Annotated in this window: 20 protein-coding genes; 3 read left to right on the top strand and 17 right to left on the bottom strand. The window is 56.4% G+C overall.

Annotation, left to right across the window (positions count from 1 at the left end; genetic code table 11):
• Nucleotides 1–47: 47 nt before the first annotated feature.
• The 6 genes from GT019_RS13265 to GT019_RS13240 form a co-directional block, all read right to left on the bottom strand.
• Nucleotides 48–878 carry a carbohydrate ABC transporter permease gene (locus tag GT019_RS13265; protein WP_161743657.1) on the bottom strand — a complete coding sequence of 277 codons (831 nt, stop codon included), beginning with the start codon at nt 876–878 and terminating at the stop codon, nt 48–50.
• On the bottom strand, nt 875–1,837 hold the full coding sequence (locus tag GT019_RS13260) for a carbohydrate ABC transporter permease (RefSeq protein WP_161743656.1): 963 nt from the start codon (nt 1,835–1,837) through the stop codon (nt 875–877). The genes GT019_RS13265 and GT019_RS13260 overlap by 4 nt, the downstream gene beginning before the upstream one ends.
• A complete protein-coding gene (locus GT019_RS13255; RefSeq protein WP_161743655.1) occupies nt 1,831–2,961 on the bottom strand; it encodes an ABC transporter ATP-binding protein in 1,131 nt (376 codons plus the stop codon). The genes GT019_RS13260 and GT019_RS13255 overlap by 7 nt, the downstream gene beginning before the upstream one ends.
• A complete protein-coding gene (locus tag GT019_RS13250) occupies nt 2,952–4,484 on the bottom strand; it encodes a bifunctional metallophosphatase/5'-nucleotidase (protein ID WP_161743654.1) in 1,533 nt (510 codons plus the stop codon). Before GT019_RS13250 ends, GT019_RS13255 begins: the two co-directional genes overlap by 10 nt.
• Entirely contained in the window at nt 4,474–5,028 is a 555-nt protein-coding gene (thpR, locus tag GT019_RS13245; RefSeq protein ID WP_161743653.1) for an RNA 2',3'-cyclic phosphodiesterase, read from the bottom strand. Before thpR ends, GT019_RS13250 begins: the two co-directional genes overlap by 11 nt.
• A 391-nt stretch (nt 5,029–5,419) precedes the next feature.
• Nucleotides 5,420–6,565, bottom strand: coding sequence for a polysaccharide deacetylase family protein (locus GT019_RS13240; RefSeq protein WP_161743652.1), 1,146 nt, complete (start codon nt 6,563–6,565; stop codon nt 5,420–5,422).
• Between the two features lie 307 nt (nt 6,566–6,872).
• Between GT019_RS13240 and GT019_RS13235 the strand changes: the two genes are divergently transcribed.
• Nucleotides 6,873–7,211, top strand: a complete 339-nt coding sequence (locus GT019_RS13235; protein ID WP_161743651.1) for a DUF1801 domain-containing protein — start codon at nt 6,873–6,875, stop codon at nt 7,209–7,211.
• 128 nt (nt 7,212–7,339) lie between these two features.
• Nucleotides 7,340–7,840: an SRPBCC family protein gene (locus GT019_RS13230; protein WP_161743650.1), complete on the top strand. Its 501-nt coding sequence runs from the start codon at nt 7,340–7,342 to the stop codon at nt 7,838–7,840.
• Between the two features lie 300 nt (nt 7,841–8,140).
• Here GT019_RS13230 and GT019_RS13225 read toward each other — a convergent pair whose 3' ends face one another.
• From GT019_RS13225 to GT019_RS13200, 6 genes are all read right to left on the bottom strand, one after another.
• Nucleotides 8,141–8,716: a YjgB family protein gene (locus GT019_RS13225; protein WP_161743649.1), complete on the bottom strand. Its 576-nt coding sequence runs from the start codon at nt 8,714–8,716 to the stop codon at nt 8,141–8,143.
• A 175-nt stretch (nt 8,717–8,891) separates the two neighbouring features.
• Nucleotides 8,892–9,965, bottom strand: a complete 1,074-nt coding sequence (locus tag GT019_RS13220; protein WP_161743648.1) for a polysaccharide pyruvyl transferase family protein — start codon at nt 9,963–9,965, stop codon at nt 8,892–8,894.
• Between the two features lie 28 nt (nt 9,966–9,993).
• Nucleotides 9,994–11,118: a glycosyltransferase gene (locus GT019_RS13215; RefSeq protein ID WP_161743647.1), complete on the bottom strand. Its 1,125-nt coding sequence runs from the start codon at nt 11,116–11,118 to the stop codon at nt 9,994–9,996.
• Nucleotides 11,108–11,836, bottom strand: a complete 729-nt coding sequence (locus GT019_RS13210) for a glycosyltransferase family 2 protein (RefSeq protein ID WP_161743646.1) — start codon at nt 11,834–11,836, stop codon at nt 11,108–11,110. The genes GT019_RS13215 and GT019_RS13210 overlap by 11 nt, the downstream gene beginning before the upstream one ends.
• Nucleotides 11,837–11,867: 31 nt before the next feature.
• Nucleotides 11,868–12,059 carry a hypothetical protein gene (locus tag GT019_RS13205; RefSeq protein WP_161743645.1) on the bottom strand — a complete coding sequence of 64 codons (192 nt, stop codon included), beginning with the start codon at nt 12,057–12,059 and terminating at the stop codon, nt 11,868–11,870.
• Entirely contained in the window at nt 12,056–12,457 is a 402-nt protein-coding gene (locus GT019_RS13200) for a hypothetical protein (RefSeq protein WP_161743644.1), read from the bottom strand. The genes GT019_RS13205 and GT019_RS13200 overlap by 4 nt, the downstream gene beginning before the upstream one ends.
• Before the next feature lie 347 nt (nt 12,458–12,804).
• On the opposite strand from GT019_RS13200, the gene GT019_RS13195 reads away from it, so the two are divergent.
• Complete coding sequence (locus GT019_RS13195; RefSeq protein WP_161743643.1) at nt 12,805–13,281, top strand: glutathione peroxidase; 477 nt, start codon at nt 12,805–12,807, stop codon at nt 13,279–13,281.
• 206 nt (nt 13,282–13,487) lie between these two features.
• Here GT019_RS13195 and GT019_RS32290 read toward each other — a convergent pair whose 3' ends face one another.
• The 5 genes from GT019_RS32290 to GT019_RS13170 all read right to left on the bottom strand — a co-directional run bounded on the left by GT019_RS32290 (nt 13,488) and on the right by GT019_RS13170 (nt 18,961).
• Nucleotides 13,488–13,925: a MarR family winged helix-turn-helix transcriptional regulator gene (locus GT019_RS32290; protein WP_161743642.1), complete on the bottom strand. Its 438-nt coding sequence runs from the start codon at nt 13,923–13,925 to the stop codon at nt 13,488–13,490.
• Between the two features lie 162 nt (nt 13,926–14,087).
• Nucleotides 14,088–14,651 (bottom strand): TetR/AcrR family transcriptional regulator, encoded by a 564-nt coding sequence (locus GT019_RS13185; RefSeq protein WP_161743641.1) that lies wholly within the window; start codon nt 14,649–14,651, stop codon nt 14,088–14,090.
• A 143-nt stretch (nt 14,652–14,794) separates the two neighbouring features.
• A complete protein-coding gene (locus GT019_RS13180; RefSeq protein ID WP_161743640.1) occupies nt 14,795–16,222 on the bottom strand; it encodes an aldehyde dehydrogenase in 1,428 nt (475 codons plus the stop codon).
• Nucleotides 16,223–16,576: 354 nt separating this feature from the next.
• Nucleotides 16,577–17,458: a LysR family transcriptional regulator gene (locus GT019_RS13175; protein ID WP_161743639.1), complete on the bottom strand. Its 882-nt coding sequence runs from the start codon at nt 17,456–17,458 to the stop codon at nt 16,577–16,579.
• Nucleotides 17,459–17,923: 465 nt separating this feature from the next.
• Complete coding sequence (locus GT019_RS13170) at nt 17,924–18,961, bottom strand: NADH:flavin oxidoreductase/NADH oxidase (RefSeq protein WP_161743638.1); 1,038 nt, start codon at nt 18,959–18,961, stop codon at nt 17,924–17,926.
• Nucleotides 18,962–19,082: the final 121 nt, after the last annotated feature.

Below are 19,082 nucleotides of genomic sequence, written 5' to 3'. Positions count from 1 at the left end.
GTGCGATCTGCCGGCAGATCGCCGATACGCCGTATATGAAGCCTCTGTCAGCCTTTGAGGCCGCCTTTGTCCATTCCCGAAAGGATATATTTTCGGAGAAGCAAGAAGAACAGCACCAACGGAACGATCACCATGGTTGCGGCGGCCATCTGCAGCTCGTACTGGATTCGTCCGGTATCGCTGGTGAAGGCATTTTGCAGGCCGTTCGACACAAGCCGCTTGCCGTCGTCCGTCGTGATCAAGTTCGGCCATGCATACGAGTCCCAGATCCAGATCGTCGACAATATCATCGTCGTCACGATGGACGACTTGGACAAGGGCAGCACAACTTTCTGCAAGTATCGAAAATGGCTTACGCCGTCCACCCGCGAGACCAGGTACAGCTCGTCAGGCACCTGCTTGAAGGTCTGCCTCAGCAAGTATATATTGAACGGATTGATGCAATACGGCACGATTAACGCCTGCCAGCTGTTCATCCATCCCAGCTTCGACACGGTCATGAAGTTCGTAATGATCAGCATCTCCTGCGGAACCATCATCGTGCCGAGCACCGCGAAAAATAACAGCGTCTTCCCCCGGAAGCGCAATCTCGCGAACGCGAAGGCCGCCAATACCGTAACCGCCGTGCTGACGGCCACTACGGCGATCGCGACGAATACCGTGTTGGACAGATACCTTAGAAAAGGCGCTTTGATCAAAGCATCCAGAAAATTCTGAAAGCGAAGCTCGGCAGGAATCATCGTCGGCGGCGTCCTCAGCAGTTCAACGCTCGACTTTAAGGACGTGTTGATCATCCAGTAGAACGGCACGAGCATAAGGGATACCGCGATCGTAAGCAGAAGATAGACGGCGAATTTTCTCGCAAATTGTGTTTTCAATTGTAATGAACCCGCTTTTTGGTTAATTTGAATTGCACGATCGTGACGAGCATGACCAGCAGGACGAGAATCATCGCCGCCGCGCTTGCCTTGCTGATCGAACCCGGGGTCAAATAATCGCCCATTGCATCCATCATGTAGCCCACCAGCGTAATCATCATCTTGGAGTCGTCTCCCGGAGGGCCGTAGTGGCTGCCGAACAGCGAGATTACCTGCGCATACGCTTTGAACGCCGTGATGACCGACGTGATGAACACGTAGACGGTCGTCGGGGATAAGAGCGGCAGCGTGATTTTGCGAATGATGCGCCAGCTGCTCGTCCCGTCGACCTTCGCCGCCAAGTAATACTGTTTGTTGATGTTCTGCAATCCCCCCATGAACAGGATGATCTTAAGCGATATCCCCTGCCATACGGTATAGACGAACAGGATGAACAGACAGCGGGCATACGCCTCGTAGTAGAGCTTTGGCGAAGCAGCTATGCCTTCTCCCTTGATCCAGGCGACGGGATCGATGCCGACCCAGCCCAATACCGTATTCACGAGCCCGAAGTTCGAATTGAACATGAAGGCAAACACGAGGCCGGCGGCAATGACGTTCGTTACCTGCGGCAAATAGAACAAGGTCATGTAGAAACCCTGCCATCGTTCGATCGCGTTTAATAGAAGCGAAATCGTCAGCGCGGCGACCATCGAAGCCGGGATGCAGACGAAGGCGATAAACAGCGTATTGATAATCGCCCGGCCGAAGGTGGCGTCTTTGAAGATGTCCGCGTAATTTTGCAGGCCGAATCCCGCGAATTCCCCGGTGAGAAACCGATACTCGTTTTTGAACGACGTCAGAAACGTATTCAGTATGGGATACAGGAGGAAGACGGCAAGCAAAACCAGCGCCGGAAGCAAGTAGAGATAGGCCGAACGGTCATAACGCGCTTGCCTTGCGGCTTTCTTCTTCAGCATTGCAGGATCTTCTCCCCTTCCGCATTAAAGATATAGACCGTCCGCGGCCTTGCGTATAATCGCACGCGATCCCCTTCTTGAAGCACGTCATCCGAATCGCGGTGCAATCGCATCGGCTGGCCGTCGGCGAGCCGGACCTGCACGGTCGACGTTCCGCCCGTTCTTGCAATCGAAGTTACGGTTGCCTCGAAGGCTTGCTTCCGGTTCTCTCTATCCGGCCTGATGTTTTCATATCGGACGCCGATGTTCACAGGTTGATCGGACAGGGACTCCGGCAGCGCGAACCACTCTTCATTCCCCAGATAAAGCTTGTTGGCTTTGATGCTGCCGCCGACGAGATTGATCTGCGGACTGCCCAAAAATTCGGCTACGAATTGATTGGCCGGATGGTCGTAGACCTCTTGGGGCGGGCCCTGCTGCTGGAGAACGCCGTCCTTCAGAATGATCACCTCGTCGCAGATCGAGAGCGCTTCGTCCTGATCATGCGTCACGAACACCGTCGTGATGCCCGTCTGCTTCTGGATCCGTTTGATCTCGTCCCGGGTCTGCACGCGAAGGCGCGCGTCGAGGTTGGAAAGCGGCTCGTCCAAGAGGAGGATCGACGGATTTTTGACGATCGCTCTCGCGATGGCTACCCGCTGCTGCTGTCCGCCGGAAAGCTCGGCCGGCTTGCGGTCCAGGTACGCCGTCAGTTCAACGAGCTTGGCCGCTTCCTCCACCAAACGTTGGATATACGCTTTGAAATTCGCCATGGGCGGTGACAGCTCGGCAAAACGCTGCTTCAAACGCTTCTTCATTTCCTTCGCGTTCAGGAGCGGAAAGGCGATATTGTCCCACACGGTCAGATGCGGATAGAGCGCATAGTTTTGAAAGACGATGCCTACGCCCCGCTTATCCGAGGGAAGCGCGGTCACGTCGTGATCTCCGAAATAGATATGCCCCTCGGACACGTCATGAATGCCGGCAATCATGAACAGCGTCGTGGATTTGCCGCAGCCCGACGGACCCAGCAGCCCGACCAATTTGCCGGACGCGATCGTAACGTCCAATTCTTTCACGGCAGTGGCCTGCGTGTTCTTGCTGCCGGCAAACGTCTTGGTCACCTGCTCGAGCCTCACCTGCATATCGCATCTCCTCCGATCCGCGGTTTGTTCTTCAATGTAAAATTCGTGGGCATTTCCTCGTCCAAACCGCCGTTGGCCCGGATGCTCTCAATCATGCCGCTCCTGACGGTTCCGTCCGTCACGATGCGATCCGCGCCATTCGAGAAATCATACCCCATCTCGTCGGAAGCCAGGAATTCGTCGACGGCAATCGCGTAGTACTTCTCCGGCATCAGAGGCGTACCGTCTTCGAGCGCGATCGTCTCGATCCGCTGCCCGAACGGCTTGGCGTAATCCGCGGTTACCCGCACGCCGCCGAATGCCAGCGGCGAAGCTCCCTCCCGCTTGAGCGTGCAGATGCCGTTCTCGATGTTTCGGACGATATCGCGGCCCTGCAGCTTCATCGTCACGATGCGATTGGCGAAGAACAGGACTTTGTTCAACAGATACAGCGTGATGTTCCCTTGCTTGATTCCGCTCCCCATTCGCCCCGCGTACATCATGGCAATCGCGCTGCCCGTCGCCTGCTGCATGACGTGCACGGCCAGCTTCGACAAAGGCGTTCCCTCCGGCAGCACCTCGTTTCCCGCCGGTGACCGATGGACAATATCCGATTTCGCGACGCCGATGACTGCGCCAAGCTCTTCCATGGCCAACCGATGATAATGTTCGACTTGGGCTTCAATGCGTTCATCCGGCTCTATGGGAAGCAATGAATCGCTATAATCGATGAAGCTTGGCGTGACCCGCAGCAAACGATGATCGTGCGTGAATCGAAGCGTGAGCAAGGCAAACCCTTTTCCGTGCGATCCTCCCTGCGCAACGGCAACCTGCTCGATATCGAGACTCATGAATTGATGCCAATGCGCGGTAAGGACGCCGGCTAACCCCGGAACCTGCCGGCAAAGCGATATCGCTTCCTCCCCTACCGGCGTTTTGTCGTCGACCGCTAACTTAAGTCCGTAATGCGTCAGCGCAATGATCGCGTCCGGTTTGCCGAGCGGATCGTTCCCGGCCTGCAGGTATTCTACCCATTTTTTGGCTATTTCCACGCCATCCGCGATTTCCAGCGCATGAATATCCCGAGGCCGATCGACGTTGTCCATCGGTTCTTTCGTGGACAGGCCGATGAAGGCGATTTTCAACCCGTTCCGTTCAACCATGAGATACGGCTTCACGAAATCCGGCACCGATAAGCTCGATTTGTCCATCACGTTCGCGGCCAGAAACGAGAACGCTCCCCTTACCTGCCAATCTCTCATCTGTTCGATGCCAAAATCGAAATCGTGATTGCCGACCGCCGAAGCGACCGCGCCTACCGTTCGCATCAGATTCGTAACCGGCTCGCCGCGGAAATATTCGGCGATCGGGTCGCCCTTAAAGTTATCCCCGCCGAACACGACGATCGTGTCGGGGTTGTCCCGCTTAAATCGATGGATCGCGCCTGCCAGCCGCGCGCTGCCGAGCGTCCGATTCGTCGGCAGGATCTCGGCATGAAAATCGTTCACGCATAAGATCGTAATGCTCTTCTCGTCATTCGCCATGCGAACGCCCCCGATCGAGTAGAAATGTCTTCCGCTTCCTAAACCGCCTGCCTGCCGGCGTCCGCATGACTTCATAGAGATGAAAGCTCGTAACCGTAAAGGATGAAGCAGGCACGGGACAAGCCGACGCCATCTGTTCCCATTCCTTATCAAAAGCATCGCCATACGCCAACGTGATATGAGGGCAAAACGGCGCTTGATCATAAGGCGCGTATAAGCCCGCCATGGCTTGATCGATTGCTTGTTGCAGCCCGCGCAGCTCGGTCAGCTCGCGCTTGACGTCTACCCATAGGACATGATCGTCGGCATTCGCGAAAAAGCCCAGTCGGTTAAGGCGCAATTCAAAGCTGTCTAAGTAAATCCGATCCAGCCTTTCGATGGCCGCTTCGGTCTCTTCGAGCTCGTTCAGGTACAACAGCGTCAAGTGATAATTTTCCGGCGGCTCGAAGCGGCCCCCGTGCGCATGCGTTTCAAGACAGCCGGCGATTTGGCTCAGCTCGGCCACGATGCGCGCATCAAAGTCAATTGCGATAAACGACTCCATATTCGATTCAACTTCCTCCGTTGCCGCCATTCAAATGAATAAATGAAAAATAATTCCTTATACCCTATCGTTTGCTATTTTTGTCGACTTGTACACGGCTGCAAGTCGACGATACACCAGAATAATTCAAGGTATCCTTTCGAGTCAATCGGTTTGATGTTGAAATATTGTAAACTGGCTCCGTCATCACTTACACTATCTTCCAGTAATTTGCCGATCGAGGATCAACCCGAAAATCGACATTACGCCAGAATATATCATAATTAAAATTTATGCTATCCATTTATTTTAAATAAATTGTAAATCAAGTCCCTTGAACGCAAATAAACCGCAGCGGGCCGCTGCGGCAAAAGTAAAGTCGACTCGTATTCGGGACTGCCGATCGGCGGTTCTAATACTCGAACCGTCCGGGCGGCGGTCCCGGGTTCCGCTTCTCGCGCCGGCCCCTGTAGACCGACTCCGTCAGCAGCGCCGCGACGACCGCCATGGCCGCCAACGTCCACAACGCCTCGCGTTTGCGCTCGGGCGCTTGGTCGAAGTGGGCATGCCCCAGCCGCTGCCGCGCCTGCTTCATCAAGGCGAGCTGCAGGTCGGGATCGTTGCGCGCGCCGCCGGCATTGAGACGGAAGCCGTTGCTTTGGCCGGGACCGTCGAGGCCGTCCTTGACGGTCAGCGTCACGTCGATCCCGAGCTGCGCGCATATCGCGAGCAGCGGCTTGGAGAACGCGCCGTACGGAAAAGCCAGCACATGATTCGGAGCGCCGAGCTCCCGGTCCAGGACGGCATTCGCTTGCGTCAGGTCGGCTTTTACCCGCTGCTTGTACTCCTTCATCGTCTCCCGCCTGCCTTTGTCTTTCAGATACACGGGTCCGGTCAGCGCGGCGATCGAATGCGCTCCCTTCGCATCCGTAGGCTCGTACTTATGGGAGTCGTAGGAATGGCTGTAGAACGATATTCCATGCCGGCCCATTTCCTTGACCTGCTCCCAATTCAGCTTGGGCACTCCGGCGTGGCGCGGGTTCCCGACCGTCCCGACGATCAGGAAGCTCGTCGCGGGCGCCCCCTGCTTGCGCAAGATCGGATAGGCGTACCGGTAGAACGATTCATAGCCGTCGTCGAACGTGAGCAGCACCGCGTTATCCGGAACCGGGCTTCCTCGCAGGATGAAATCGCGATACTGGCTCATCGTGATCCAGTGAAAGTTGTTGCGCTTCATCAACGCAAGCTGGCGCTCGAACTTGGCGGCCGACAACGAGCCCGCATCGTGCGGCCGTTGCTCGACTTCGTGATACATCAGCACGAGCACGCGCCCTTTGTAGTAGACGCCATGCGGTTCGTCGGCGCCGGGACTTAGCCTGTCGTACAAAGGCGCAGCGCCTTCCGGATCGACGGCGCCGGCCGCGCTCCCGACGCCGTAGAACAGCCGGCCGACATAAGGCAAGCGGCCATGGTAGGCCTGGACGGTCAGCACGCAGCATTGCGCGGTCAGTCCCAGCAGCAGCGTCAGTAGAAGGATGATTTTGGTTTTATAGCGCATAGGGCCAACTCCTGCGTCGTTTAATTCGATGGCGTTACGGCCGATCGCAAACATCACCATATAAACGCGCGAAATTCGTCGGAAGTTGCCGCATTCGTCATTTAATATTGGCAGGCCGAACGTTTTTTCGAAAATAGCCGCTGCCGTATCGCCCGCGGGAAGACGCAAACCGTCGGCGGACATTACGCAATGCGCGGGGTTTCGTAAAATTCCTTGACAGGAATATTCCCGATCGGGTATATTCGGATTGAAAATAATCCGTCGCTCATTCACGGCAAGCATTTTCTCGGAAAGGAGGAACCGACTCATGAACCAAGAGGTCTCGACGTTTATCCAAAATCTCCAGTCATCGTGGCAGGTCGATCTCTGCAACCGGCTTCGTCAAATGGTCCACGAGACCATGCCGGACTTCGAAGAACGGATTCAATACAAAAAGCCGCATTTCCTGAAAAACGGGAAGTACGCGGCGGTTATATCGCCTTCCAAGGACGCCGTGGCGTTCATGATCATGAATGCGAACGAACTGGAAGTCCCGAAAGGCTTCGAAGGTCCGGCCGAGCGGAAATGGCTGAAGATTCGCGAAGGGGAGTCGCCTGATTACGGCCTGTTATCCCGGCTGCTAGCCCAGGCATCCGGCACGCTTTAAGGGAAGAACCGGGATGGCAGGCATGATGCCGGCGACGTTGAACGCCTACTGCCCCCGTCCGATCATATAGGCACGAATTAACGCGATATTCATGGAAAATTTTGCAAGGATAAAAAGGAGGCAATATTATGACTGCATATGCCAATGGACTTGAGATTACCCGCACGTTCGACGCTCCGCGGGAACTCGTATTCAAGGTATGGACGGACCCGGAGCATTTCGCGAAATGGTGGGGCCCGCAAGGCTTCTCCCTGCACGTGGCCAAAATGGACGTTCGCCCGGGCGGCATGTTCCTGGGCAGCCAGAGGTCTCCCGAAGGCTTCGTCATGTGGGGCAAGTTTACGTATCAGGAAGTCACGCCTCCGGAAAAGCTTGTCTTTGTCCAGTCGTTCTCCGATGAGGAAGGCAACACGATCCGGGCTCCGTTCGATCCGAATTGGCCGCTCGAGATCATCAATATCCTGACCCTCGAAGAAGAGAACGGCAAGACTTCGCTTACGCTGCAAGGAGGCCCCGTCAACGCTACGGAAGAAGAGCTTGCTGCATTCGAAAAGATGCGTCCGATGGTACAGCAAGGTTTCGGCGGCACGTTTGCTCAGCTTGACGCTTACCTGGCCAGCCAGCAATAATCCCGTTTCATGCTACCGGAAACATCAGCAGGAAGGCTCCACCATCATGAGTCGTCGCGAAGCGGCAGTCCCGGACGTATCTCCTCGTCCGGGGCTGCCGCTTTTCCGTTTCAGGACACAACGTCGGCACCGCTTTATGTTGCGGATCTGCGGACGCATTCGCTGCTGTCCGGAAAACCGTACGGCGCCGCTTACGCGGCAACATCGAATGAGCTCCCGCGTGCATAACAAAAAAACCGCGAGCTCGCGGTTTTTGGCCTTGCGCTATTACCGTCGCCCGGCACCGGAATCGGTTCCCGTTCAGCGCTTAAGCAAGTTGATATGATCGAGTTGCGTGCTGCTGTTGAATATAAACGCGAGTTTGTATTTGCCGCGGTTATAGGTGATTTTCTGCTGAACCAAGGATCCGTTCCGGATGATGTTCGAGCGCGAAGGCGCGCCCCATTGCTTGAAGAGCATTCGCTTCGTGATGCCCCCGATATTCGTCTGGCGTTCGACATTGGTCCCGAAATACCGCATTTCCCGGATCTTGTTCAGCTTGTAGGCTATGGCATAGCCGGGATGTCCCATCTCCGCCGAATACGAGTCGAAGCCGTCCGCGTTCGTTCTCGTCTTGTCCGGCTTGCCGATCAAGCCGAGAACGTTCTGACGCGTGCTTACGCCTATCTTCAGCTTGTTCACCGAACCGGGAAATCGGCCGTTCAGCGCCGGTTTATAGAAACTGTTCAGCGTCTTCGAGGCCATCGCAGCGTCTTGGGCGTTCGCTTGCCGCACCTTGATCGCCGCTCCGCCGGCGTCTGCCCGGGCCGCTAACCCGAAGGCGAGCACAAAGCCGGAGAGCGTTACGGCCGCTGCCGCTTTACGTAATTTATTCATCGTTAAGGTCCTCCTGCGTTCGATTGATGGAATGGTTCAAGTGCTTCTCCGTTAATTTACCCTGAAGCCGTCTCGGTTACTCGGCGTTGATCAAGCATGATGCACGAGATATCACGCAAAATAAAGAGATCGTCCCTTCAATCCCGGACAATCTCTTTCCGTGCCGCATATTGCGTTAGAATAATCCCTCGCGAAACGGCGTTACGAGCGACTGATAAGCAGCCTGCCGCCCCTCTTCCAGCTTGCCGACATACCCCTCCCGCCATGCCGCCGCGGCTTGGACTTTCTCCGTCAGCTTCTCGCCCAATCGCGGGTCGTCCGAAGCGACGATCCAATCCGCCAAGTCCAGGCCGTGCATCAGATCGAAGCTCTTGAACCGGTAACCGATGCAGACGAACGGGACGTTCGCCGCCGCGGAGAGCAGATTGGCATGCAGCTTGAAATTGATCGTGGCGGCGAATCCGGCCAGCAGTCGCACGTAATCAGCGGCAGGATAGACCTTGGGATCGAACGTCACGCGCTCGTCGCAGCCCAGCTTGCCGTATAGTCTCGCCAGCGCCTCCCGGTCCGGGCCCCAGAGCGAATAGAGGTGGAGCCTGTACCCGAGCGCAAGCAGCGAGCGGCCCGTTTCCGCGAGCAGGTCCTCCACCGGTTCCTCGCTTCCGCCGTAAAGCCGGTTATAGGTGGTCCCCCAATTGATGCCGATCGTCGAAGGCTGCCCGTCGACGCGTCCGGCCGGCTGCGGCGCCGCTCCGGCATGCAGCGCGTTCATCAGCATCGCGGAATCTCCGCTGATGGCGAGATGCTTCGGCAGGGCGCCGAGCGAGGCGATATAATCCTTTGTCCATGGTCCTCGAATTCCGCAATACGCGCTGTGCTCCATCACGGCCTTCAGCTTCGAGCGATACGCCGCGCTTTCATCGGCCGACTCCGGCGCGAGCCGCCCATCCGGCGACGGCGCCCATCGATGAAGCCGGTCATGGCCGCTGCCCCAGACCATGACGGTCTTCCCGAGCTCCAGCGCGTCATGCACCAGATCGACGTAGCCCGGGACGATCAGCGATCCGCCGCCGAGCACGATCGTGTCGTACTCGCTTACTTTCTTCCATTCCACCTGCGGCAGCGAGGGAATGACGCGATGCTTCTCATCCTTTAGATGAACGTCCGCCAGCGCCCGGAACATCTCCCACATCCATTCATCCCCCAGGTTGTTGAAGCCGATCCATCCTAGATACAACACCTTTCGCATTCGTCGCGTTCACTCCATTCCTGTTCAGTCATCGGAAGCAGTCATCGTACAGCTGCTTCATCTCAAGCGCTTTGTCGCGGATATGAAAATTCGCCCGCGCCCAGGCCTGCGATTGCCGGCCCGTCTCCTCCAATCGGTCCCCGGAAGCGAGCGCGCGGCGGATCGCCTCGCCGATCAACTGCTCGGAGGGGCGCGCCTTGGAGTCATGATCGCCGAAATAATACCGCCACGCCTCGTCGTATGCAGCCTGGCCCACGAGGCCGAAATAGCCGTGATTGCCGATGGCCAGCACGGGCTTGCCGCATGCCATCGCCTCCAACGCTACCCGTCCGGTCCCGACGACGAGATCGCCCATATTGTAGTAATCGCGCATTTGCATCTGACTGCCGACCAGATGGACGAAGTTCGCGCCGCATTCGCGGTTCGCCGTCTCGGCCAGCTCGGCGATGGCGGCGGCTTGGCTGCCCGAACCCGCGATCACCACATGGAGCGGAATCGCGCCGTCCAACCGAATCGTCCGCGCCGCACGCACGAGCATCGCGCATACCGTTGCCTTGTCCCAAGCGAGACGCGACGCATATACCACCACCTGCTCCCCGTTCGGGATGCGAAGGCCAGCCCGCAGCGCGGCGGACGATTCGGAGCGGTACTGCTCGAAATCGATGCCGTTCGCGATCACCTGTGACGGAATGCCCTGACGGGCCAAATAAGCTTGTACCGGTAGGCTCACGCTGACGAACGCGCAACCGGCCGCCTGCATCAGCTGCAGCTGATCGGGCGGATAGTAGGCGCCATGCACCGTGAACACGACGGGAATGCCCAGCTTCCTTGCCGCATTCGCCGCATGCAGGCCCGACGGCGTTTGGTGGACGTGCACCAGATCGATTTTTCGGCTGCGCATGATCTGCGCAAGCGCTCGCTCCGCCTCCTCCTGGCGCGCAGGCTGCAGCAATTGTTCCGCCGACAGCTCCACGCGGTGAATCGGACAGCCCGCGCGGGCAAAGGCGTCGTACATCGCGCCGGTTCCGCCCGCGTATGCCGGCATGACGCCGAGCGAAGGGAAAGCTTTCACCAGGCTCAGCACGTACGTTTCCGTGCCGCCGACGGCCAAGCTGTCCATCACCATCAGCAGTCGGATCCGGTTACGCGTCATGGCCGTGCTCCTTCTTCGATTTGCCGAAATAGTCGCGCGAGCGCTGCTGCTGATGCTTGCGGTAGTAATACAGCACCTCCCGCAAATTGTCCACGTTCCTCGCACCCGAGCGGATCACTTTGGCGATGAATTCGTAATCCTCCGCGCCTTCGATGCGCCGCGTATGTCCGCCGATGCGATCGAATACCGTCCCGCGGAACATCACGGTTCCATGACAGATGCAGTGCCCGCCTTCCGCGTAAACCTTTCCGATCTGCTCGCCGTATTTAAGCCAATACACCGGCATCCTGCGGTCCGGCTGCCCGTCCTCGAACACTTCGTAGTTCGTGCCGAGCAGCTCGATCTGCGGATGATGGTTCAGATGGCGGACTTGCCTTGCCAGCCGCTCCGGATGCGACAGGTCATCGGCATCCTGGATGGCGATAAACTCGCCTTTGGCCAAATACATCCCGGCCGTAATGGCGCCGGCGTAGCCGGTATTGCGCGGCAGCCGCAGCAAATTAATGCCTTTGCCCTCCCGAAGCGCCGGCTCGTTGACGTTAAGCCAGTTCACGGCATGTTCGTAGGACCCGTCCGTGGATGCATCGTCGACGAGTATGAGCTCCCAGCTCGCGTAGGTTTGATCGAGCAGGCTCGTCAAGCATTCCGTCAGATAAGGAAGCTTGTTGTAGACCGTGACGACCACGCTGACCAGTCCCGGCACGCGTTGAAACGACATGTTGCCTCTCCTCCCTTATCTTCCATCATCGTTACAGCGAGCGAATATAAGAAATGAAGCGCAGCTGAACGATCGCATAGCTGCCGCTCTCATAACCGAAAATCTCCGACGTGCGGAGCGTCACCGATGCCCCGTCTACCGACACGAGCGTGCCTTGCAACGTTTCCAGGGCGCTCGCGATCTGAACCTCTTTATTCACGAGCGACTGCAGCTCTTCGATCATCGCTCCACCTGCTTTCCCGTTAATTGAAAGGCGACCAGCTGGTCCAGCGGCACCAGGACGCTTGTCCCGCCGTGTTCGCGCACGGCCAAATAATCGGCGCCGACCTTCGCGATCGTGCCTTCCACGATGCCGGCCGAGGTTAACAATTCGGCCGGTTTGCCTGCGTGCGGCTCGAAGATTTGCCCCAGTTTATTCAAGGCATGCGCGCCGGCATCGCGCTGCGCCGCAAGTTGGATCGATGCCATCTCCTCGCGTATCGACTGACGCAGCTCTTCGATAAGCGCCGATGCGTCAAGCGAGTCCGATGCCGGCGGCCGCGCTCCGTTCGGCGGCGGCAGCAGACGAGCAAGCCCGTCGAAATATTCTTTCAGCTCTCTCTCGTTTACGATAATCTTCATCGCTCATTCATCCTCCTCTTCCAAATGGAAACTCCGCGTCTCCATCCTTACTAGCGTATACAGACGGCAGGCAGAACGATCAGGGCATTCTACCAACCGCACCGAAATGTTCGTTTGCTGCTGCAAGACAAAAAGGACACCGCTCCAGGTGTCCTTGGCTGATGAATCGCTTACCGTTCGGTGCCGCCGTTCCAGTGAAAAGGCGGATATCGCCATATCTAATTTTCCCATATCATATTGTGCAAAATATAATTGACCGATTCTTATTTTAGCGGTATACTCATACCTGTGAGATACGAAGTGCACAACTTAATTTTAGGCAATATAAAATGAGAGGATGAGGTATCATGTCCATTTACGATTTTGAAGTCAGAACGGTTAAAGGCGAAGCCAAATCGCTGCGCGAATACGAAGGCAAAGTATTGCTGATCGTCAACACGGCGAGCAACTGCATGTTCACGTCGCAATACAAGGAGCTTCAAGAGCTGTACGCCAAGCACAAGGACGAAGGCTTCGAAATTCTGGGCTTCCCTACGAACCAGTTCGGCAGCGGAGAGAAACGCTCCAACGAAGACATCCACAGCTTCTGCGAAATCAATTTCGGCGTCTCCTTCCCGCTCTTCGAGAAAACCGAAGTGAACGGCGACAATGCCCACCCGTTGTTCCAGCATCTGAAGAAATCCGCGCCGGGCGTGCTCGGCTCCAAATCGATCAAATGGAACTTTACCAAGTTCCTCGTCGACCGCAGCGGCAAGGTGCTGAAACGGTTCGGCTCCACCGATAAGCCGTCGGAGCTGGAAAAAGACGTCGCCGGCTTGCTGTAACCCGTCCGCTCGCCACATCAAAGGAGCAATCGCGCAGATCCCTTCTGCCGATTGCTCCTCTTTGGCGTTAGAACGATCGCGTGATGTTCCGCTGCATTTCCGCTTGAATGCTCGCTTCCTGCAGCTGCGCTTTCTCGACGATAGGTCAAATAAAAAAGAGAGGCGCCTGATCGCCTCTCTTTCCGCTTGATTGCCGCATTTCGTTTTCATTCGCGTCCCGATAACACCTGGGCATCCTTCAGCAGCTTCTGGACGGCCGCCAGCGTCTGCACGTAATTCTCTTCCGTCTTGCAAAGCTCGACGAACAGGTTCCGCGACACGTCCTTCAGCTGCGCTTCCAGAGCCGCGCCCTTCTCCGTCAAGCCGATCTCCACTTTCCGTTCGTCCTCGATCGAGCGTTTGCGGTCGATGAGCTTGGCTTCCTGCAGCCTTTTCAACAATGGCGTCAACGTGCCGGTATCGAGCAGCAGCTTGTCCCCTAGCGCCGTGACCGTCGTATTGCCGTGCTTCCATAGCACGACCATGACCAAATATTGCGGATAGGTCAGGCCGAATTGATCCAGTATCGGTCGGTACAGCCGCGTGAGTTCACGGGAGGCTGCGTATATGGAGAAGCACAGCATGTCATCGAGTTCCATTTCCATTGGACGGGATACCTCCTTCGCTCGTATTCGGATACCGTCGCTCTATTATATAACGTTTCATTAAATTTTGCACAAGTTAATTTTGTAATCACTTTATTCGCCCCTGGTATCCATGACCCCAACAACGGAGCGGGTAATAAAAAACAGCCCGAAGGCTGCTTCTTAGACGAGTATCGCTTTCCAAGACGCTTCCAGCACCTGTTGAACCTGCGTCTCGTTCATGGGGTATTTCTCGATGTAGAGCCCCTTCAGGATCGAGGATATGATGCCGTGAATCAACTGATGGCAGAGATGCGAATCCATTTCCTTGATTATCCCCTGCTTCTGGCCTTCGACGATCAGGGATAGGATCACTTCTCCCGAATTGCGCGCATCGTCCATGTTCCGCAGCTCCGACGAGATATACGGCGAGAAGGAATAGCTGTCGATAAACAGAAATTCCATGGGAAAGTCGATGCCGAAATTCAGCCGATTGAGCTGAAGACGCTTGAATCGCTCGTACAAGCTTGCTTGCGGGTCGAAATCCCGCAGCAGGTATTCCCCCATGAGCATGCGGGCATCTTTATAAACGGCGTTCACGAGCTCTTCCTTGTTCGCGAAGTAATTATATATCGTCCCGGACCCTACGCCCGCCCGCTTGAACAGTTTGGAGAAGGTCACCGATTGGAGCCCTTCCTCGTGGATCAATGCGAGCGTCGCATCCATAATGTCTTTTTTCTTGCTCATCCGCCCCACCTCTTGAGCTTAACTTTAGTATCATAAAGCAGCCCATGTCAAGTTAGGCGAGCAAGCATGGAAGACCCGCAAGGGACGCCGCGGCTGCAATCGTCCATCTCGCGGGTCGCGGTTCACGGAAGTGATGAACGGGATTAAATGTTGATCGCTTTTTGCTCGACGTACGCGCCTAGCCCCGCGACGCCGAACTCGCGGCCGATGCCGCTCGCTTTGAAGCCTCCGAACGGCGCTTCGTACGATGCCGATGCGCCGTTGACGATAAAGTAGCCCGTGCGGATTCGGCGGGCGATGTCGAGACCATGCTCGAGCGTGCCGGACCATACTCCCCCCGACAGGCCGAACGGCGAATCGTTCGCGATGCGCACGGCATCGGCCTCGTCCTCGTAAGGAATGACGACCAGGACGGGCCCGAATATCTCTTCCCGGGCAATGCGCATGCCGTTGTCGACGTCCGCGAACACCGTAGGCTTGACGTAATAACCGTCCTCCAGACCCGCCGGAACGCCCGCTCCGCCGGTTACCAGGCGAGCGCCTTCCTGAATGCCCAGCTCGATGTAGGATTGAACGCGTTTCTGCTGGTCGGCTCTGACCAACGGTCCGATGAACGTCGCGGGATCCGCGGGATCTCCTACCGCAAGGCTTTCCGTCATGACCTTCAGCAGCTCGACGGCCTCTTCATAGCGTTTCTTGGAGACCAGGACGCGGGTATGCGCGATGCAGCTTTCCCCGTTATTGATGAATGACGTATATTTCAAGCCTTGAATCGCGGCTTCCAAGTCCGCGTCGTCCAGTATGATCGTCGCGGACTTGCCGCCCAGCTCCAAGCTCGCGCGCTTCAGCTGTTCGCCCGCGATCGACGCGATCCGGCGGCCGGCACCGGTCGAGCCGGTAAACGCGATTTTGTCGACGCCGGGATGGGAGACCAAGTATTCGCTCGTTTCGCGGCCGGCGGGAACGATGCTGACGACGCCTTCCGGAACGCCGGCTTCGGCGAAGATCTCCCCGAGCAGCAGCGCGTCGATCGACGTTTCGGGCGATGCTTTGAGGATGACCGCGCAGCCCGCCAGCAGCGCGGGGATCATCTTCGCGAGCGCCGATTGGTGCGGCGTGTTCCAGGGAATGATCGCGGCGACGACGCCGACGGCTTCGCGGCGAATGATCGGACCTTTGCCGTCGTTCAAGCTTTCTTCCCATCCGTACGTTTCCGCGGCGCGAAGGTAAGCGTTCGTCTGTTCGGCCAGCGAGCGCTGCACCGCGTTCGTGAACCAGCGAGGCGTGCCGTTCTCGGACGTGATCAAGGCGGCGATCTCATCGGCGCGCGCCGCATGCAGCGCGTTGAATCGCGCGATGACGGCTTGTCGCTCGCTTGGCTTCATTTTCGGCCAAGGGCCGTTATCGAAGGCATCCCTGGCGATCGCGACGGCCAGGTCGATGTCGGCCGGGGAAGCTTGCGCCGCGCGTCCGACGACGGATTGGTCATGCGGGGAACGAATCTCCAGTCGTTCTCCGTTTACGGGAGCCTTCCATTGACCGCCGATAAATAGTTTATCGTAAATTTTCATGTTTTAATCTCCTCTTTTTATGGAATTGGAATGTATATTCTAATAATTAAAGGCATTAATGATGTGCAATTCGCAATGATATTACGCTCTATCCTGCTGATTTCGTTGTTCACCTCGATTAATTTGGAATATTTGTTCCAAAGTTATTGTAGCTCTTCCTCTCCGTCCGGTCAACGGTTTTTGGAACGAATATTCCAAGCAATGATTCCCAGTATCCGTCGCTGCAGGCGCGCGAACGGCAAAAAAGCGGCTGTCGATAAGACAGCCGCTTTTTTGCCGGATTAGCCCGCGCTATTAGTTTGTAATTGACGAGCTCGGCTAATCCGGAACGCAAGCAGATCGATCCATCTCCGCTCATTCTTCCTTCCGTTCGCTTACGCATTTTATGAAGTCATTGATGACCAGCGCATGTTTATGCTTGGATTTGAAGCCGATCAACAAATCGTTGCGAACCGTCATATGCTCGAAGACCGTCTTCCATCCCCCGCCCGCCGCTTGCGGGCATTCCAGCATGTAGGTCGGAAGCAGACTCACTCCCGCGCCTTCCCCGATTGCTTTCAAAATCAAGTTCATGCTTGGAATGACATGAACCGGATTAATGAGCGGCCCTTTCTTGAAAAATTCTTTCCAGTATCTTCGAATGATCGGAAGTTCGAGACCGTAGCTGATCCATCGCTGCTCCGACAGCCAGCTCTCCATATCCTTCTGCTGCTTGAATTCCGGCACGACCGTATCGGATGGCGCCACGACGACGAACTTTTCTTCCATTAACCGCACATATTCAATGCCGGGCGTCATATATTTCCTGGTCGTGAGGATGATATCCACGCGATCTTCCTTGAGCAGCTCGAGCAATTGATCGGATTCGCCGAAATACGTGATCGTATTCCATTCCATGCAGGACAGATGAGCCATGACCTTCTCGGTAAACAGCTCCTGCGTGGTGCCGATTCTGATCGTCTGCATGGTTGGAGACTGATGCAGCTTCAATCCCATCGTCTTTTCTTCCAAGGACTCGATATGCGGCGCAAGATGGGAATACAGCTGCTTGCCGCGTTCCGTCGGGATGAGCTTCCGCGAGGTTCGCGTGAACAATTGTTCGCCGACTTCGGCTTCGAGGGAGGCGAGATGCTGGCTCATTGCCGGCTGGGTCATAATCCGGGTCTTGGCGGCCTCCGATACGGAATTGTGTTTATAAATGGCGATAAAGCTTCTGTACCATTCAAAATCGACCATGAGAGCTCCTTCTTCTTTAATCATGCATCGCTTGCTTCTTCATGAAAAAGATGCGTTCATTTTCAGAAATAGTCAGAAAAAAAAGGATTAACGATCCAATTCACGAGCATGAAATTATTGTAAGGTTTTAACACATATCCAACAAATTACGAAATAATGAATCGCTTATAAAATTTTTTATGCCCGCGCCGTCCGAGGCAACCGATGATCGGGAACCGGGCCGTAGCCATACAGTACCATTGCGCAGCGCCGGATTGAAGTACCGATAGGTTAGGGGGGGAATAACCATCCGTTATGGGGGGAGGCTGCCATGCGTGCAAGGGGATGCGATTCAACAGCGGAAACGGCATAGCAAAAAACCTTGAAGGCCTCTCCTTCAAGGTTTTTTGCCGTCTCGCGCCTGGCCGTTTCGCTGTTCGTGCGAACCCCGGTGCTTTCAATTCATGCCGAGGTTCCGGGACGCGTTCATCTGTTCAGATCTTTGAAGCCGATGCCGTACACGCCCGGAATTTGCGTTTCTTTGCCGAGCTTCGTTGCCGCATCCAGCGTCCAGTAAGGATTACGGAGCATCCCTCTGCCCACGGCGACGAGATCGGCGTCTTCGTTGCCGATCACGGCGTTGGCGAGCGAAGGCTCGTCCAATCGCCCGACCGCGATCACCGGAACGTCCAGTTCCTGCTTGATCGCCCTTGCCATCGGCACTTGATACGCGACATGCGTACCCGGCCTGCCGTGCGCAAGGATCGGTCCTTCGCCTCCGGAGCTTACGTGGAACATGTCCACGCCGGCGTCGCGGTAAGCTTTCGCGAGGGCAACGCTCTCTTCGATGCCATACCCGCCATCCACGTATTCTCTGGCCGAGATGCGCATGAGCAGCGGCATGCCGTCCGGCAGCGCGCGCTTGACGGCGCGAACGGCCTCGACGCCGAACAAGGTCAGGTCCTTGCCGTACGCATCCGTGCGTTTATTCGTGTAGGCCGATTGAAACTGATGGATCAGGTAACCGTGCGCGGCATGAATCTCGACCGTATCCACCCCTGCTTTGACGGCGCGTTCGGCGGCCAGGCGGTATTTGTCCGCCATGGCCTTCGCTTCTTCCGTCGTCAGCTCTCTCGGCGTTTTGGAATTCTCGTCGAACGGGATCGCGGACGGCGCGACCGGAACTTCCGCATCCTGTGCTTTGCGTCCCGCATGGGCGATTTGCACGCCGACCTTGGCGCCGTAACCATGGCAAGCATCGACGATACGCTTAAGCGGCGCGATCTGCTCGTCGGACCACAGTCCTAGATCATTGTCCGTTATGCGTCCGTCCGGCTCGATGTCGGACATCTCGATGATGATGAGGCCCGCTCCGCCGACTGCGCGGCTGACGTAGTGAACGTAATGCCAGTCCGTTACGATCCCGTCTTTATTGACGACGGCGTATTGACACATCGGCGGCATGACGACGCGGTTTTTCAAGGCAAGGTTTTTAATTTGAAACGGATTGAATAAATGGTTCACGCGCTCTCTCCTCCTTCAAAACGGGCGTACGAAGCCTATTGTTTACCTCGGCGCCGCTTATCACTCGTTAGCTAAACCGAAATCGTATGCGGGCGTATGGCCGTCGCCGATTTGACTGCAA

Source organism: Paenibacillus glycinis (genome assembly GCF_009909185.1).
Taxonomy (GTDB): domain Bacteria; phylum Bacillota; class Bacilli; order Paenibacillales; family Paenibacillaceae; genus Paenibacillus_Z; species Paenibacillus_Z glycinis.
The sequence above is the reverse complement of the archived record's forward strand: the minus strand, read 5'-3'. Positions and strand labels throughout refer to the sequence as shown.

Coding starts and splice junctions, on each gene's coding strand:
- GT019_RS13215 (WP_161743647.1), bottom strand. CDS start 11,118: ATGACGCGTAACCGGATCCGACTGCTGATGGTGATGGACAGCTTGGCC.
- GT019_RS13230 (WP_161743650.1), top strand. CDS start 7,340: ATGACTGCATATGCCAATGGACTTGAGATTACCCGCACGTTCGACGCT.
- GT019_RS13175 (WP_161743639.1), bottom strand. CDS start 17,458: ATGGTCGATTTTGAATGGTACAGAAGCTTTATCGCCATTTATAAACAC.
- GT019_RS13255 (WP_161743655.1), bottom strand. CDS start 2,961: ATGCAGGTGAGGCTCGAGCAGGTGACCAAGACGTTTGCCGGCAGCAAG.
- GT019_RS13200 (WP_161743644.1), bottom strand. CDS start 12,457: ATGAAGATTATCGTAAACGAGAGAGAGCTGAAAGAATATTTCGACGGG.
- GT019_RS13250 (WP_161743654.1), bottom strand. CDS start 4,484: ATGGCGAATGACGAGAAGAGCATTACGATCTTATGCGTGAACGATTTT.
- GT019_RS13180 (WP_161743640.1), bottom strand. CDS start 16,222: ATGAAAATTTACGATAAACTATTTATCGGCGGTCAATGGAAGGCTCCC.
- GT019_RS13235 (WP_161743651.1), top strand. CDS start 6,873: ATGAACCAAGAGGTCTCGACGTTTATCCAAAATCTCCAGTCATCGTGG.
- GT019_RS13260 (WP_161743656.1), bottom strand. CDS start 1,837: ATGCTGAAGAAGAAAGCCGCAAGGCAAGCGCGTTATGACCGTTCGGCC.
- GT019_RS13225 (WP_161743649.1), bottom strand. CDS start 8,716: ATGAATAAATTACGTAAAGCGGCAGCGGCCGTAACGCTCTCCGGCTTT.
- GT019_RS13205 (WP_161743645.1), bottom strand. CDS start 12,059: ATGATCGAAGAGCTGCAGTCGCTCGTGAATAAAGAGGTTCAGATCGCG.
- GT019_RS13220 (WP_161743648.1), bottom strand. CDS start 9,965: ATGCGAAAGGTGTTGTATCTAGGATGGATCGGCTTCAACAACCTGGGG.
- GT019_RS13210 (WP_161743646.1), bottom strand. CDS start 11,836: ATGTCGTTTCAACGCGTGCCGGGACTGGTCAGCGTGGTCGTCACGGTC.
- GT019_RS13185 (WP_161743641.1), bottom strand. CDS start 14,651: ATGAGCAAGAAAAAAGACATTATGGATGCGACGCTCGCATTGATCCAC.
- GT019_RS13195 (WP_161743643.1), top strand. CDS start 12,805: ATGTCCATTTACGATTTTGAAGTCAGAACGGTTAAAGGCGAAGCCAAA.
- GT019_RS13240 (WP_161743652.1), bottom strand. CDS start 6,565: ATGCGCTATAAAACCAAAATCATCCTTCTACTGACGCTGCTGCTGGGA.
- thpR (WP_161743653.1), bottom strand. CDS start 5,028: ATGGAGTCGTTTATCGCAATTGACTTTGATGCGCGCATCGTGGCCGAG.
- GT019_RS32290 (WP_161743642.1), bottom strand. CDS start 13,925: ATGGAAATGGAACTCGATGACATGCTGTGCTTCTCCATATACGCAGCC.